This window comes from Bradyrhizobium daqingense (assembly GCF_021044685.1).
GTDB classification, from domain to species: domain Bacteria; phylum Pseudomonadota; class Alphaproteobacteria; order Rhizobiales; family Xanthobacteraceae; genus Bradyrhizobium; species Bradyrhizobium daqingense.
The window spans coordinates 1,760,379-1,774,340 of sequence record NZ_CP088014.1; the positions used below are offsets into that span (position 1 = coordinate 1,760,379).

The following is a 13,962-nucleotide window of genomic DNA, read 5'->3' on the forward strand; positions in this document are numbered from 1 at the left end:
GTCGTCGGCGGTGGCATCTATCTCATTAGCCACATGCATTGATGTGAAGGGGCCCGTTTTCGACAATAGAGAAAATCGGGCCCTTACTTTCTTTCTGTTCGATCATCGCTACGAATGCGGATAAATCGACGATCGCCCACGCAATTCACCGCCACCCCAACGCCGGCGCCACATGCGTCAGGATCGCCTCGATCGCATGCGCGCAGTAATCGACGCCGAGCTGGTTGGGGATCGTCAGCAGCAGCGTATCGGCTTCCGCGATCGCCTCGTCCTGCCGCAACTGCTCGATCAGCACCTCCGGCTCCGCCGCATAAGAGCGTCCGAAGATCGCCCGCGTGCGCGGGTCGATGAAGCCGATCTGGTCTTCGCCTTCGCCACTTCTGCCGAAATAGGCGCGGTCACGATCGTCCAGCAACGCGAAAATGCTGCGGCTGACGGAGACGCGCGGCTCGTGGCTGTGCCCCGCCTCTTTCCATGCCGCGCGAAAGCTACGGATTTGCGCCGCCTGCTGCACGTGAAAGGCTTCGCCGGTCTCGTCGTTCTTCAACGTCGAGCTCTGCAGATTCATGCCGAGCTTGGCGGCCCACACCGCGGTCGCGTTCGAGCCGGCGCCCCACCAGATCCGCTCGCGCAAGCCCTGCGAATGCGGCTCGATGCGCAACAGCCCGGGCGGATTGGGAAACATCGGCTGCGGATTGGGCTCGGCAAAGCCTTCGCCGCGGAGCAGGTCGAGGAAGACTTCGGCGTGGCGCCGCCCCAAATCGGCATCGCTCTGGCCCTCGGCCGGCCGATAGCCGAAATAGCGCCAGCCGTCGATCACCTGCTCGGGCGAGCCGCGACTGATGCCGAGCTGCAGCCGGCCGCCGGCGATGAGGTCGGCGCTCCCCGCGTCCTCCACCATGTAGAGCGGGTTCTCGTAGCGCATGTCGATCACGGCCGTGCCGATCTCGATCCTATGAGTCTTCGCGCCGACGGCCGCGAGCAGCGGAAACGGCGAGGCGAGCTGGCGCGCGAAATGATGCACGCGGAAATAGGCGCCGTCGGCCCCCAACTGTTCTGCGGCAACCGCAAGCTCGATCGATTGCAGCAGCGTGTCGCTGGCAGAGCGGGTCTGCGATTGCGGCGAGGGGGTCCAGTGCCCGAAGGAAAGAAATCCGATCTTTTTCATGAGGGCAACATATGGATGATCGGAAGCATTTGCGAGGCGTCGATCGGAGGAAAGATGGCGACACGGGTGTGCAACCGTAAGCGCCCCTTGGGGATGAACCAGCCCCTGGCCAGCTGATGCTTCCGAACTCAGAGCGCTCGGCTTCGATCTGCCGCGCCGGGACGCGCGCTCAGATTTCGCAGCCGTTGAAATTCAATGCCTTGAGCAAGCCGCCAAACGCCTTCAGCCGGCAGGGCTCGGCATTTCCTGCGGTCTTCGAGCGCGGGACGTCGGCGGTTCGCTTGACGACGGTCGCCTTCGGCTTCGGCTTCGGCTTGGGACGTTCTGCGGCCGCGATCTTTTTCGGAGTATGCCGAGGACGAACGGCCGGCTCCGGTCCGGGAGAGCCGGCATGGGTCTCTTCCGCCGGAGCCATGCTGCTTTCGACCGGAGCCTGTGCCGGCATCGCGCTGATCGCAGGGGTAAGGTCGAGGCGATCGGCCTTCGCCAAGGCGTCGTGTGAAGCGGACATGCCTGCGTCTTGCTCGGCAAGCGGTTGCACGATCGCAGCCGCGCGACGCGGCGGTGCGCTCAGCTCCATCGCCGACAGCACGCCTGCACTCAACAGGATGAGGAGGCCCAACAACGCCATTCTCAGCATAATGCGCCTCTGACAGAGGTTCGTGCCGCTGAAAATTCTCCGCGCCAATGAGGCAATCTGTCGGCGGCTGCGGAATCATTTGCCGATAGGGTTAACGTCGGTGCTGCTCCCGCGCGTGGCGTTAGCGTTTCGAAAAACATCTCTTAAGCCTGTACAGATAACGTCGTGCTCTCCCCGTCGTCAGTGCCAGGGACCGACGCGCATATTCGCAAGCCCGCCATGAACGAAGCACGATACGAAGAGAGCCAGGCTCAACGGTTCGCAAATTGGCCGCGATGGAAACGGTGGTTTGCCAAGGTCGGTGTTCTCGATCGCCGCGTCTTGCTCATGAGCGACGCCGAGCGCCGGAAGATGAGATCAGAGGTTCTCGACCGCTTGGCTGCTCGCCCGCTTTGGGAGAAGTGCATGGCGATAGCAGGGCTTGTAACAGCCGCAATTTCGGTTGCCCTGTATCCCTATCTATTCGGACGCCTGACGATCGGCTGGGAAAATCTGGGCCTCGTCAGAACGATTGTTCCGTCCCGAGAGCCGGTCCTGTTCACGGCCACGCTGTTGTTTACCGAGAGCCTCCTTATTGCCGCGCTCTGCTTTTTGGCCAAGCTTTACTTCTTTCGGGGCAGGGACGGAGGCACTCGTTCCTGACCAGTCGCGGCGAATGCCCGGTCATAGCCCATAGCGGTCGTCGGCGCGCGCGATGCGCCGACCCGTAGGTCCTGGGTGAAGATCGATGGCGAACGTAACCTGGAGTGGGCTGCCAGGCAGCCCAAAGCCGCAACCCTCCATCGGCGCTTGCTGAAGCAGCCGTGACGGGGCGGCGGGTCGTCATTGGCCCTAACCGGACACTACACCACAAGAACTTTATTAGAGCGGTCGCCTGCGCCGCTTGGCCCAAATACCTCGGACTTCCGATCGTTTGCCGCTGCTTCTCTCGACGGTCTTCGATATACGAACGCGGAGGTTTCGGAGTTCTGCAAGTTGAGAGTTGAGAAAACAGACCCGTTGGTTCAAAATGACCATACGGTCGCAAATCCGACCACTACTCATTAGGAGCCCCAATAGCTGCAACTGCTGAAAAACACTGACATTGGTAAAAGGGCGTTCGATTGGATCGTAGCGTTGTTTCACGTAAAAGATGTGAAACGGCACACATGCGGCAGGAAAGATATTTCACCTGCCGCGTTTCTGAAAACGTGCTTTGGGCACTAGCGACCGAGTTGGTGCAGGAAGAAGGCCCGAAATAGGGTCGCCTCAGTGTCGCGGTCATAAATTTGTAATGTTAGAGCAGAGAACCCTCTCAGGGGTGCCAGCCCCGTGAACGTGCGGCGCGCGGCCCGCCGTCGCACTGCAAAGTCGATATCGGTCAGCCAGGTTTGTCGGCATGCAAACGGGCACCAAACTCGGCGGCTCAAATGACGAATCCAGAGCCAAAGGCTTGTCGGAGCTGGTTTGCGGAAGCTGTCGCAGATTTTGCCCCTGTGCTGAGGCACAGAGGCACGCGATCTTGCGGCTCGCGTTGCCGGATACTCGTATCGGAACGCTAAGTCACTCCAAGCCGAGAAAGTAGCGCCACTCCGTACCCATATTGTCGTCCGTAATGAGCTTTTGGCCGGCAGTAGCCTCCAGCAGCTGCGGACATGGTTCGATCGTAGGACCATCCTGACGGAAGTCGGCCATCAGCGCATCCAGCCGAGCGCGGTCAGCCTCATCGGAAGCAAACTCGGGTTTTCCGTCAATGCTGTAGGTTTCCAGCGTTCGTCGCCAGCGAGCATGATCCCAAGCGATCGGCGTCTGCGACAGCACCATATGATTCAAGAACCGGGCGCCATGGGAAATGCAGTGCAGCCCGTGCGCTGCGCCCGCCGCGAATTGGTGGTGTTGTAGAAGTAGACTCCACCGGGCTTCAGGTGTTGCTGCACGAGGCCCAGGAATTCCGACGAGAGCAAATTGGCGGCGTTGGCCCGAAAGTGCCACGTCGTGTTGGAGACGACCGCATCGAACTGAGCGTCGGGATGATGGCGCAGCCAACGGCGTCCGTCATCCTCGATAATCCTGATCTTGGGATTGTTCAGGATCGATTTGACATTGTCGTGTTTGGCGATCAACTCGACATATCCGCGATTGATCTCGACGATCGTGAGCGATTCCACATCCGGATTGTTGGCGATGACTTGGGCCCACGAACCGGAGGAGAGACCGATCATCAGCACCTGTCGTGGCGCAGGGTGGAAGAGGCTCAGCGCGTAGGGGCGGACGATGCCGTTGCGATCGGACTTCAGGTCTGTGTTGAAGCGGCCGTCATACATGCCGTTGCCGAAGACGGTGCCCTCGTTGTCGACGGTGATGATGCCGCTATGATTCTCGACAACATGGAGGAAGTCGCGGTCGCTGACCGCCTTCGCCTGCAAATTCTCCAATAGCCGCTGGCTCAACAAGGAGTTTGCGCCGAGGCCGAGCACGAGAACCGCAATGGCAAGTCGGCCAAGAAGATACCGCTCCTGCCGGGTTGTTTCGCTGACCGCAATCAATGCAAATGCGGACATCGTGCCGCCAACGAGCAATATTGCCGAGATTTGCCGGATTCCGAAGTAGTCCGTCAGCACGAAGCCGGTGAGGATAGCCCCGCTGGCGCAGCCTACGATGTTGGCGAAATACAGGAGCGCCGTCCGCTGACCAACCTGTTCGTCCGCAGCGATGCCAAATTGCGAGAGATAGGGGAGCAGTGCGCCCCATTGCCGCGCTATCAGGTAGGTAATGACGACTGCAACGCTGATTGCGCCGGCGCCGGTCCATGCCAATTGCGTCATCAAAGGAAGAAACAGCGCACCGAACAAGTTGGCCCAGATGAGATCGCTCGCGGCTTTGCGGAGCGCAGCCTGCGGCGCGAGTGTCCTGCAGGACTGTCCGGCCTGTCGGGCGCCGACCGCGATCCCGGTCAGAAAAGCATATAGCGTGATCGCAAAAGCCAGCGAACTCGATCCCGAGGCGAACGACATCACGCGGAACAGGTAGATCTCGTAGGACAGCGAGATGAATCCCCCCGCCATTGCGAGCAGCACGACCAAGCCCGTGCCGAGAATTGGCGGTGTTCCTGATGCGTTGCCCGACTTTGGCGAACCGTTCGTCGTGCTGCGGCCAGGCAGGACGTGCGCCGCGATTGCCCCGGCGCCGACCGCAATATTGATTCCAGCCGCGATCGTGATCGCCGCATGCATGCCGAGAAAGGGGAAAATCAGGATGGCGCATACGAGACACGCGGCACCGGCACCGAGCGTGTTGACGAAATAGAGAGTGCCGACGGCGTCGCCGATCTGTCCGGAAAGTCGTGCCAGATAGGCGACCAGGATCGGCAGCGTTGCGCCCATCAGAAGGGTTGGCACCAGCACCAGGACAAGGTTGATGGCGGCAAGGGCGGGCAACGGCAGGTCAGCCACCTGAGCGCCCACCTTTTCGAAGATCTGGAGGGAGGCCAATCCGAATGCAGCAGTCGCAAGCTCGATTACTCCTAGAAGCAACAATGGCCTGACGTTGGTGCGCCGGGATATCCAGCCGCCACACAAGCTGCCGAGTCCGAGTCCGAGCATGAACGCGGTCACGATAATCGTCACCGATTCCGAATTGACGCCGAAGATCCGGAACAGGCTCCGTTGCCAGGTCAATTGATAGATCAGCGCCGGAAAGCCGGAGAAGAAGAAGAGGATGCAAAGAATGCGGACATGGGGCGCAGCGGATGTCTGCGCCGGCGTATCCGCGGGCAATTCGACGGTGGTCATGACGGAACCCTTCTCCCAGACCATTGCAACCTAGAGGAGAAAGGTAATCAAATGTTGCGGTTGGTTGCTGAACCGCGCTGGGATTGACGGCTCAATCCGGCAACGCGATGCGCAAGGTTAACCCATTGCGAACCGCGGGCAAGAAATGACCGCTTCGCCACGTGGCACCGGCGCCTTTCCGGACCAAGCTCGGGAAAAATTGGCATCCATTGTTGCAAGTTGTTCCCGATCTGTGATGCACGCCTGTGTTGTACGTTTATTAATGGTTGTATTGGCAGAAACATTCCCCTGGAATGCAGGAATGTCAGATGACAACCACAAAGGGTGGACGACGTTTCGGATCAGCCAGGATGCTCTCAAACGTAAAGGGAGACGTGGAGCTTTCCCTGAGGCTGTTCCAGCTGAACTGGATCATCATCGGCGTGGTCTTGGTCTTGCTCGCACTCGGCGTTCTGCTGACCAGCTTCCGGATGGAACCCAAGGGCTACATCGTTATCCTGGGAATGACCGGGCTTTACGGATACATCGGACATCGCAACGCGAGATCCGGGCGCGGCAATCCGCGAGTCTATGCGACGCTGTTCACCTTAGCGCAGATCATCCTGATCCTCATACTCGTCACATCGCTGGGCTATATCGCGGCGTCGGCGGCTCTCCCAATGCAGGAAGCCAGACTGCTTGCATTCGATCGAGCGCTGGGGTTGGATTTTCGAGCATATCTGTCGTTTGTGAACGACCGGCCGGGATTGATCCGCGCGCTTGCCCCGACCTACAATTCCATATTCGTGCAGCTTGCCGTGCTGGTCGTTCTTCTGCCCTTGTGCGGTTTCTATCGACGGGCTGCAGAATTCGTTCTCTGCTTCGCACTGACGCTGATCGTCACCACGGTCATTTCAACACTGGTTCCTGCCACAGGCGTTTATCATGCGTTGGGCCTGCTGCCGGCGGATCATCCGAACATCGAGCCTTCCGTTTACTATGACACCCTGCGCGAGCTTCCCCTTGTGCGTGATGGTACCACCAGGGTGCTGGACGCGTTCAGCCTGGGTCCCCTTCTGACATTTCCGAGCTTCCACGCCATCACGGCCGTCCTTTACGCATGGGCGCTATGGCCGATCGGTTGGCTGAGAGTCGCAGGGACCTTGTGGAATGCCGTCGTGTTGGCGGCGACCCCGATTGGTGGTGGACACTTCTTCGTCGACGTCATTGCCGGCGTGGGCATCGCGTTTGCGACGATCTATGCGACGCATCGGCTTGGGAATTATTTCGCACGGGGCCAATCGCAGAAGCAGCAGCCGGTATTGGTCCCCTCGCATGCATCAGCAAACCGGATTTGATTTGATCATCAGCGCAGACACCCGCGTTGCACATCTGGCGGCTGCGCTCGCGAAACCAACCTGGGCTCTGCTTGTCTTCTCAGGCAAAGTGAGGGCCGGGCGTATTTCAGCGTCATCAACCTCTCGGTCGGGAAGAAAGCCCCCGGGGGGACGTTAGTCGGACCGTACGGCCGACTCGTCAATTTCCATGATCGGCCGGCCTGCCTTGACCTGCTGGCCGACGCGGTCACGCGCGATTCAAGTTTTGTTTTTTGATCTTGGGGCAGGCAAATATCCGCCCGCGCGGCCGCTGCCACCGTGCGCGGCGATGAACATGGCGACGGCCGACCGGCAATAGGATTCGATCTCGTTGTCGTCCTCTGCTCTCGCCTGATCGAAACGTGCGATCATCAGGAGATCGGATCCTTTGAAAAGCGCGGCAAACAAGCGGGCGGACCGGAGAGGATCGGGCACATTCAGAAGCGCCTTCGCGTGCAACTGACGCAGCACGGCTTCGATCTGGGCGATGACATGGGCGGGGCCGGCTTCGAAATGGAGCTTGCTCAACGCGTTTTGACTGGTCTTGTCGGCCATGACCATGGCTTCGACACTGCGCACGTCCGGTCTCAACAGCGTGCGAAGCAGTAATGATCCAATCGCCATGAGCTGATCTTCGACCGAACCGTCGCCTCCTTCAGGAAGAGCCTGTGGTGCGAACAACTGACGGCAGCCGGCCGCCATGGCCGCACCGAACAGCGCCTCCTTGTTCTCGTAGTGCCTGTAGATGCTGAGCTTGGATATTTTCGCCCGCTGCGCGACCTTGTCCAATGTCGTCGCTTGAAAACCCAATTCCACAAAGAGTTCGCGCGCAGCGTCGACGATCGTTTGGCCAAGCGCCTCGTTGGCGGGCCGGCCGCGCCGGCCCTGGCTGTTTTCGGTCACGACAATTCCAGTACTTGACAGTGTTCTAATCCCGACATTAAGATACCACGTAGTATCTGAAATGTGCAAGCCAATCGGCAGGTTTCAACCAGTCCTCCAAACGGAGTCTCGACCATGGATGACGTCATCATCATCGGCGGCAGCTTTGCCGGTCTCGCCGGCGCCCTGCAGCTCGGCCGTGCCCGCCGCAAGGTGACCGTTCTCGATACCGGCCTGCCGCGCAACCGCTTCGCTGAGCACTCGCATGGTCTGCTCGGCCACGATCCACAAGCCACCGTTGGACATCCTGGCCGAGGCGCGGCAGCAGCTGGCGCGTTATCCCACGGTCAGGCTGGTCAACGCCCGGGCTGACAGCATCTCTGGCACCATCGACAAATTCTCCGTCCTCACTGGCGATGGCGAAAGCCTTGGGGCGCGCCGCCTCATCCTGAGCTATGGCATCGTTGACCAGATGCCTGACGTTCCGGGTTTTGCCGAAGGCTGGGGCGGGTCTATCGTGCCTCGCCCCTATTGCGACGGCTTTGAAGTCGCCGGCCAGCATTGGGGCCTCGTCTGGTCCGGCCCGCAGTCGCACAATCAGGTCAGGCTGTTCCGCGATTGGACCGACAAGCTGACGCTCTTCGCCGATGGTCACGACATTCCGCCCGATATCCGGGCCGATCTGGCTCGCCGCAACGTCCCTGTCGTCGATGGCCGGATCACCGGGATCGCCCAACGCGGGGCCCGTAACGCCACCGTCAAGCTCGATACCGGCCCCGATGTCGCGGTCGACATCCTGTTCGCGCATCCGCGCAACAAGCCGTCCGCAAGCCTGCATGAATCACTGGGCCTCGCCACGGTGAAGACACCCCTCGGCATCATTCTCAAGGTCGACGAGCGCCGCGAAACCAGCATGCCCGGCATCTACGCCGCCGGCGACCTCGCCAACCCCATCACGCCGCCATCGGTCACCCTGGCATCGTCGCACGGCGCGATGGCGGGTATCTTCGCCCAGCAGTCGATGGTGGTTTGACAGCTCAGATGCAGGATGAGCATGGCCGTCGAACGAGACAGCGCGGGTGTGCGCTTCCCTCCGCCCCTCGTCTATCTGGGCGCGCTGCTGTTGGGGCTGGCGGCGGAGCGGTTCGTCACCCTGCGCTCTTTCGGCATCGACTGGCGGTTGCTGCTCGCGGCGGGCGCGCTGCTGTTCGTTGCCGGCGCGGCGATGATGCTTGCGGCGGCGGGGCTGTTCCGGCGGCTGGGCACCAACGTTCCGCCGTCGCAGCCAACGACCCTCATCGCAACGACCGGTCCTTATCGGTGGACCCGCAATCCCATGTATCTCGGCATGACGCTTGTCTATGCCGGCCTTGCGATCGGCTTCGACGGGCCGATCGCCTTGGCCTTGCTCCCGTTGGTGCTGATCGCGATCCAGACGCAGGTGATCGCCCGCGAGGAGCGCTATCTCGAAGCGAAGTTCGGCGACGACTACCGCCGCTACAAGGCCGAGGTTCGCCGCTGGCTCTGACTATTGCGCCGCCGCCGCCTGCGGGGCCGCCCGTCAGCCAGCTGTCCGAACAGATCGCCGTCGTGACCCGGAGCAGCTGTCAGTATCTGGAAGTATCCATCCGTCTTGCAGAGCCGTCGGCTAACAGGTGGCATCAATGGTCTACAGTCTCATTGTCAAAAAAGAGATCCGCAGGAGCTTCGATCATGTCAACAACCAGCGTTGGGATGATGCTGCAAAGGACCTAACACCAAACGCGTATCACTGGGTTGCCGGAGATCATGCGTTGGGGGGTGAGCGACATGGAAAGCAATCGGTAAAGCAATGGTTCGAGCGCATGGGCCGTGTTTTCCCGAAGCTTCACATAGATATTGAGCAGGTCGAAGTGACGGGTTGGCCATGGAACACCACAGTGTTCGTCAAGTGGCGGGCCAATGCGAGGCTACTCGACGGCCAAAGCTCGTATGTGAACAGGGGTGTCCACGTCTTCAAGCTGCGATGGGGCAAGGTTTATTCGATCGAGGAATACTTCGACTCGCAGGCTGCAGAACGAAGCCTCGCTATCCAGGCTCGTGCCGGTTTGGAAGAAGCTGCGGCTGGACCAATCGTGAGCTAACGCGGATCATTCGTGTGATGCCGCCATCAGAACAAGGATATGTCATGGCGCAGCACAATGCCGATCGGGTCGCAGCCAGGAACGCGGAATACCGCGACAGCCATAGCGGGCGCTCCTCCTCGCCACTGGGCGCGCTCAAATGAGCTACCACGAAAGCCGCGCCCGGCTTCAGCCGGCGGCGGATCTCGGAGGCGATGCGGCGGCGCTCTGCGACGTCGACGAAGTGCAGCGTCAAAAGGCAGCTGGCACCGTCGAACGGTCCCGCCGGCGCATCGTCGATATAGCCCTGGTGAAGATGCGCGCGCGGCGCCAGCGGGCCCAGGGTCTGTTTCGCGAGCCCCAGCATCGCCGCGGACGGGTCCACGCCGTCGAAGCGCCAGCGCGGCTGCGCCTGCGCAAACGTCCTCAGCTCCAGGCCGCCGCCGGCACCGAGGACGAGAATCCGCGCATCGTTACGCGCGCGCTCGGCCAGCAGGATCGCCGCCATCGACAGCATCGCATTGTAGCCGGGCACGAAGCGCGGCGGGCCTTCCGTGTAGCGCGCCACGGCCTGCGGATCGGAGAACATGTCTTGAATGTTGGTCATGGCGTCGTCCTTGCTGATGCGGCGGTCACGCGCCATGGGCGCGCAGGCCCTGATGTTTGCGCGAGCCGAGGCGCTTGCGACAATCCTCGCTCAGCATCGCCAGCGTCACCTCGCCGAGGCGCGACAGCAGCAACGCTTCCGCATCGTGAAAGGCCTGGTCGAGCGCGGCATTGACGGCCTGCTCGACGAGACAGCCCGGCGACTCCGTCCTGTTGCCCATGGCCAGCAGCGCTGGGCTGCCGAGCGCGGCGTAGACGTCGCGCAGCGTCACCTTCGCGAGGTCACACGCAAGCCGCCAGCCGCCGCCATGCCCCTTCTCGGAGCGGACGTAACCGAGCTCGCGCAGGCCCGCCATGATGCGGCGGATCACCACCGGGTTGGTGTCCATCGCCTTCGCCAAGGTCTCGGACGTGAACGGGCCGGGCTGTTGCGCCATGTGCAGCAGCACGTGGAGCACGCCGGACAATCGGGAATCGCGTCTCATGTAACTTCATATGTTGCATATAGGGGCCAAAGTCAACGGCCCGCTGTCGCACGTCAGTGCGGCCTGCCGAGCAACGAGGATGCCGTGCGATTGTCGGGATGAGCGGCACTGCTAGTAGAGCGCCAATTGGACGTCACGCATCTGCGTCCGATCATGCCATCATGCCGCTGCTTTGCCCGACGGGGCAACGCCGCTCTGCCCGACGCGTCAGCGTTGCAGCGCTGCGGCTAAGTCATTGATCCCGTTCATGCCGTCTACTGTGCATGGGGTTGTTTTCGCACTTTGTTTTCGGCGGTCTGAAAAGACCGAGATCGCCACGCTGATTTGTCACGGTGACGGCGCCGCGCGCGAGGGCGACAATCGGCTGGGCGACCATGTGGACTTTTCGTTCCCGACCTCGCGTGGCGCCCGTTTTCATCCATTCATTTTTTTCGGAGGCGCATCATGCAGGTTTACAACGTGGTCAAGTTCAAGGTGAAGCCGGGCGAGGAAGCCGCCTTCCTCGACGCGCACCGGAACGGCAAGGCCAAATGGCCCGGGCTGGAGCACGGCGTCATCATCAAGACCGGCGATCAGACCTTCTGCCTCATCGGCACCTGGGCCAGCCAGGATGCGATGGTCGCGGCCCGCCCTGCGATGATCAAGACCCTCGACAGTTTCAGGTCCGTGCTCGAGGATCAGGGCAATGGACGCGGCGTGACGGATGCGGTCTCGGGCGAGGTCGTGCTCGCGCTGTAGCAGGCGCGTAGCGCCCGCTACTTCATCACCCGCAGACCCTTGGTCGTGAAGCGCTGCGTCTTGCCGCCGGGGCGAACGGGGCGTTTGGTGCCGGCGGCCTTGCCGGTGCCGGGCGGCTGGTGCGCAGGCACGAGCTGGTGCGGCTGCGAGCCGATCAGGTCGCGGCGGCCCATCTCGATCAGGGCCTCGCGCAGCACCGGCCAATTGTCGGGATCGTGATAGCGCAGGAACGCCTTGTGCAGGCGGCGCTGGCGCAGGCCCTTGATCGCCTCCACCTTGTCGCTGCCGCCATGCCGCACGCCGCGCAAGGGATTGACGCCGGTGTGATACATCGCCGTCGCGGTCGCCATCGGCGAGGGCAGGAAGGTCTGCACCTGGTCGGCGCGATAGCGGTTCTTCTTGAGCCAGAGCGCGAGGTTCATCATGTCCTCGTCCGTCGTGCCCGGATGCGCCGCGATGAAATAGGGGATCAGGTAATATTTCTTGCCGGCGCGCTCGGCCGCTTCATCGAACATCCGCTTGAACTTGTTGTAGGCGCCGATGCCCGGCTTCATCATCTTGTCCAGCGGGCCGCGCTCGGTATGTTCGGGCGCGATCTTCAGATAGCCGCCGACGTGATGGGTGACGAGCTCCTTGATGTATTCGGGGCTCTCGACCGCAAGGTCGTAGCGCACGCCGGAGGCGACCATCACCTTCTTGATGCCCTTGGTCTCGCGCACCTTGCGATAGAGCCGGATCAGGTCGTCATGCGAGGTGTTGAGGTTCGGGCAGATCTCGGGGAAGACGCAGGACGGCCGCCGGCATGCCGCCTCGACCTTGGGGTCCTTGCAGGCCATCCGGTACATGTTGGCGGTGGGGCCGCCGATGTCGGAGATCACGCCAGTGAAGCCCGGCGTCTTGTCGCGGATCTTCTCGATCTCGCGCAGGATCGAGCCTTCCGAGCGGTTCTGGATGATGCGGCCCTCGTGCTCGGTGATCGAGCAGAAGGTGCAGCCGCCGAAGCAGCCGCGCATGATCGTCACCGAGAACTTGATCATGTCCCAGGCGGGGATCTTCGCGTCCCCATAGGATGGATGCGGCGCGCGCGCGTAAGGCAAATCGTAGACCGCGTCCATCTCGTCGCTGGTCAGCGGGATCGGCGGCGGGTTGAGCCAGAGATCACGATCACCATGACGCTGCACCAGCGGCCTGGCATTGCCGGGATTGCTCTCACGATGCAGCACGCGCGAGGCGCGGGCGTAAGCTTCCTTGTCCTGCTCGACCTGCTCCAGCGCGGGCAGCCGGATCACGATCGCGCCCTTCTGGCGCGTTGCGCCCTCGTCGGCAGAATCGAGATCGTCGGCGTGCAGCTCGGTGTAACCTTCCGGCACGCGGCGGAACAGTGCGACGCCCCTGATGTCATCGAGCTCGCGCGGAGCCTCGCCGGCGGCAAGGCGCTGTGCCACCTCGACGACGGCGCGCTCGGCATTGCCGTAGAGCAGGAGGTCGGCCTTGGCGTCGGCGAGCACCGAGCGGCGCACCTTGTCGGACCAGTAGTCGTAATGCGCGATCCGGCGCAGCGAGGCCTCGATGCCGCCGAGCACGATCGGCACATCCTTGAACGCCTCGCGGCAGCGCTGGGCGTAGACGATGGTGCAGCGGTCCGGCCGCTTGCCGCCTTCGCCGCCGGCCGTGTAGGCGTCGTCATGGCGCAGGCGCCGGTCCGCGGTGTAGCGGTTCACCATGGAATCCATGTTGCCGCCGGTGACGCCGAAGAATACGCGCGGCTTGCCCAATGCCCTAAACGGCTCGGCCGAGTGCCAATCCGGCTGCGCGATGATGCCGACGCGGAAGCCTTGCGCTTCCAGCAGCCGGCCAATGATGGCCATGCCGAAACTGGGATGATCGACATAGGCGTCCCCGGTCACCAGCACGATGTCGCAGGCGTCCCAGCCGAGCGCGTCCATCTCGGCGCGGCTCATGGGGAGGAACGGCGCCGGCTTGCGCGGCCGGGCCTGGGCCATCAGGGGCTTTTCGGCGGCGATGATCTGGATGTCCATGCGCTTACGCATAGGACTCGAGGCCCGCGAATTCAACCGACGGGCGCGTGAAATCGGCGGTTCCGCCTCATGTCGTCCGCCCGTGTCCGCGTCAAGCACCGTATCCATGCGCGGTGAGCCCGATCGGCTTTGAGCGCTGCAATCGTCGCATGCGGCGATCCGGGTTCTCACCGTAGC

13 protein-coding genes and 1 pseudogene are annotated in these 13,962 nt (G+C 62.1%); 6 read left to right on the forward strand and 8 right to left on the reverse strand.

Features of this window, described 5'->3' with window-relative positions; translation table 11 throughout:
- Positions 1-145: 145 nt before the first annotated feature.
- On the reverse strand, positions 146-1,168 hold the full coding sequence (locus LPJ38_RS08265; RefSeq protein ID WP_145640450.1) for an LLM class flavin-dependent oxidoreductase: 1,023 nt from the start codon (positions 1,166-1,168) through the stop codon (positions 146-148).
- 169 nt (positions 1,169-1,337) lie between these two features.
- Positions 1,338-1,799, reverse strand: coding sequence for a hypothetical protein (locus LPJ38_RS08270; RefSeq protein WP_231088658.1), 462 nt, complete (start codon positions 1,797-1,799; stop codon positions 1,338-1,340).
- A gap of 228 nt (positions 1,800-2,027) precedes the next feature.
- Between LPJ38_RS08270 and LPJ38_RS08275 the strand changes: the two genes are divergently transcribed.
- Complete coding sequence (locus LPJ38_RS08275) at positions 2,028-2,450, forward strand: hypothetical protein (RefSeq protein WP_145640446.1); 423 nt, start codon at positions 2,028-2,030, stop codon at positions 2,448-2,450.
- A gap of 900 nt (positions 2,451-3,350) precedes the next feature.
- Here LPJ38_RS08275 and LPJ38_RS08280 read toward each other — a convergent pair.
- The gene (locus tag LPJ38_RS08280) at positions 3,351-3,620 is read right to left on the reverse strand and encodes a hypothetical protein (protein WP_208750623.1); all 270 of its coding nucleotides are present in this window, start codon (positions 3,618-3,620) and stop codon (positions 3,351-3,353) included.
- Positions 3,617-5,578, reverse strand: coding sequence for a fused MFS/spermidine synthase (locus tag LPJ38_RS08285; protein ID WP_208750622.1), 1,962 nt, complete (start codon positions 5,576-5,578; stop codon positions 3,617-3,619). The genes LPJ38_RS08280 and LPJ38_RS08285 overlap by 4 nt, the downstream gene beginning before the upstream one ends.
- Positions 5,579-5,886: 308 nt before the next feature.
- On the opposite strand from LPJ38_RS08285, the gene LPJ38_RS08290 reads away from it, so the two are divergent.
- A complete protein-coding gene (locus LPJ38_RS08290) occupies positions 5,887-6,915 on the forward strand; it encodes a phosphatase PAP2 family protein (RefSeq protein ID WP_158644793.1) in 1,029 nt (342 codons plus the stop codon).
- A gap of 237 nt (positions 6,916-7,152) precedes the next feature.
- Here LPJ38_RS08290 and LPJ38_RS08295 read toward each other — a convergent pair whose 3' ends face one another.
- Positions 7,153-7,836: a TetR/AcrR family transcriptional regulator gene (locus LPJ38_RS08295; protein ID WP_145640442.1), complete on the reverse strand. Its 684-nt coding sequence runs from the start codon at positions 7,834-7,836 to the stop codon at positions 7,153-7,155.
- A gap of 114 nt (positions 7,837-7,950) precedes the next feature.
- On the opposite strand from LPJ38_RS08295, the pseudogene LPJ38_RS08300 reads away from it, so the two are divergent.
- From LPJ38_RS08300 to LPJ38_RS08310, 3 genes and pseudogenes are all read left to right on the forward strand, one after another.
- Positions 7,951-8,848, forward strand: a pseudogene (locus LPJ38_RS08300) (NAD(P)/FAD-dependent oxidoreductase).
- Positions 8,849-8,869: 21 nt separating this feature from the next.
- Entirely contained in the window at positions 8,870-9,343 is a 474-nt protein-coding gene (locus LPJ38_RS08305) for a methyltransferase family protein (protein ID WP_145640520.1), read from the forward strand.
- 136 nt (positions 9,344-9,479) lie between these two features.
- The gene (locus tag LPJ38_RS08310; RefSeq protein WP_145640440.1) at positions 9,480-9,938 is read left to right on the forward strand and encodes a nuclear transport factor 2 family protein; all 459 of its coding nucleotides are present in this window, start codon (positions 9,480-9,482) and stop codon (positions 9,936-9,938) included.
- On the opposite strand, the gene LPJ38_RS08315 is transcribed toward LPJ38_RS08310, so the two are convergent.
- On the reverse strand, positions 9,883-10,524 hold the full coding sequence (locus LPJ38_RS08315; RefSeq protein ID WP_145640437.1) for a class I SAM-dependent methyltransferase: 642 nt from the start codon (positions 10,522-10,524) through the stop codon (positions 9,883-9,885). The genes LPJ38_RS08310 and LPJ38_RS08315 overlap by 56 nt on opposite strands.
- A 25-nt stretch (positions 10,525-10,549) precedes the next feature.
- Positions 10,550-11,008, reverse strand: a complete 459-nt coding sequence (locus tag LPJ38_RS08320; protein WP_145640435.1) for an Rrf2 family transcriptional regulator — start codon at positions 11,006-11,008, stop codon at positions 10,550-10,552.
- Positions 11,009-11,452: 444 nt separating this feature from the next.
- Here LPJ38_RS08320 and LPJ38_RS08325 point away from each other — a divergent pair, with 444 nt between their 5' ends.
- Entirely contained in the window at positions 11,453-11,746 is a 294-nt protein-coding gene (locus tag LPJ38_RS08325; RefSeq protein ID WP_145640433.1) for an antibiotic biosynthesis monooxygenase family protein, read from the forward strand.
- Positions 11,747-11,763: 17 nt separating this feature from the next.
- On the opposite strand, the gene LPJ38_RS08330 is transcribed toward LPJ38_RS08325, so the two are convergent.
- Positions 11,764-13,785, reverse strand: a complete 2,022-nt coding sequence (locus LPJ38_RS08330) for a YgiQ family radical SAM protein (protein WP_145640518.1) — start codon at positions 13,783-13,785, stop codon at positions 11,764-11,766.
- Between the last annotated feature and the right edge of the window lie 177 nt (positions 13,786-13,962).

What these genes read in the sequence shown, in the direction of transcription:
- LPJ38_RS08265 (WP_145640450.1), bottom strand. Translation starts at nt 1,168, where the DNA reads ATGAAAAAGATCGGATTTCTTTCCTTCGGGCACTGGACCCCCTCGCCG.
- LPJ38_RS08270 (WP_231088658.1), bottom strand. Translation starts at nt 1,799, where the DNA reads ATGGCGTTGTTGGGCCTCCTCATCCTGTTGAGTGCAGGCGTGCTGTCG.
- LPJ38_RS08275 (WP_145640446.1), top strand. Translation starts at nt 2,028, where the DNA reads ATGAACGAAGCACGATACGAAGAGAGCCAGGCTCAACGGTTCGCAAAT.
- LPJ38_RS08285 (WP_208750622.1), bottom strand. Translation starts at nt 5,578, where the DNA reads ATGACCACCGTCGAATTGCCCGCGGATACGCCGGCGCAGACATCCGCT.
- LPJ38_RS08290 (WP_158644793.1), top strand. Translation starts at nt 5,887, where the DNA reads ATGACAACCACAAAGGGTGGACGACGTTTCGGATCAGCCAGGATGCTC.
- LPJ38_RS08305 (WP_145640520.1), top strand. Translation starts at nt 8,870, where the DNA reads ATGGCCGTCGAACGAGACAGCGCGGGTGTGCGCTTCCCTCCGCCCCTC.
- LPJ38_RS08310 (WP_145640440.1), top strand. Translation starts at nt 9,480, where the DNA reads ATGGTCTACAGTCTCATTGTCAAAAAAGAGATCCGCAGGAGCTTCGAT.
- LPJ38_RS08315 (WP_145640437.1), bottom strand. Translation starts at nt 10,524, where the DNA reads ATGACCAACATTCAAGACATGTTCTCCGATCCGCAGGCCGTGGCGCGC.
- LPJ38_RS08320 (WP_145640435.1), bottom strand. Translation starts at nt 11,008, where the DNA reads ATGAGACGCGATTCCCGATTGTCCGGCGTGCTCCACGTGCTGCTGCAC.
- LPJ38_RS08325 (WP_145640433.1), top strand. Translation starts at nt 11,453, where the DNA reads ATGCAGGTTTACAACGTGGTCAAGTTCAAGGTGAAGCCGGGCGAGGAA.
- LPJ38_RS08330 (WP_145640518.1), bottom strand. Translation starts at nt 13,785, where the DNA reads ATGGACATCCAGATCATCGCCGCCGAAAAGCCCCTGATGGCCCAGGCC.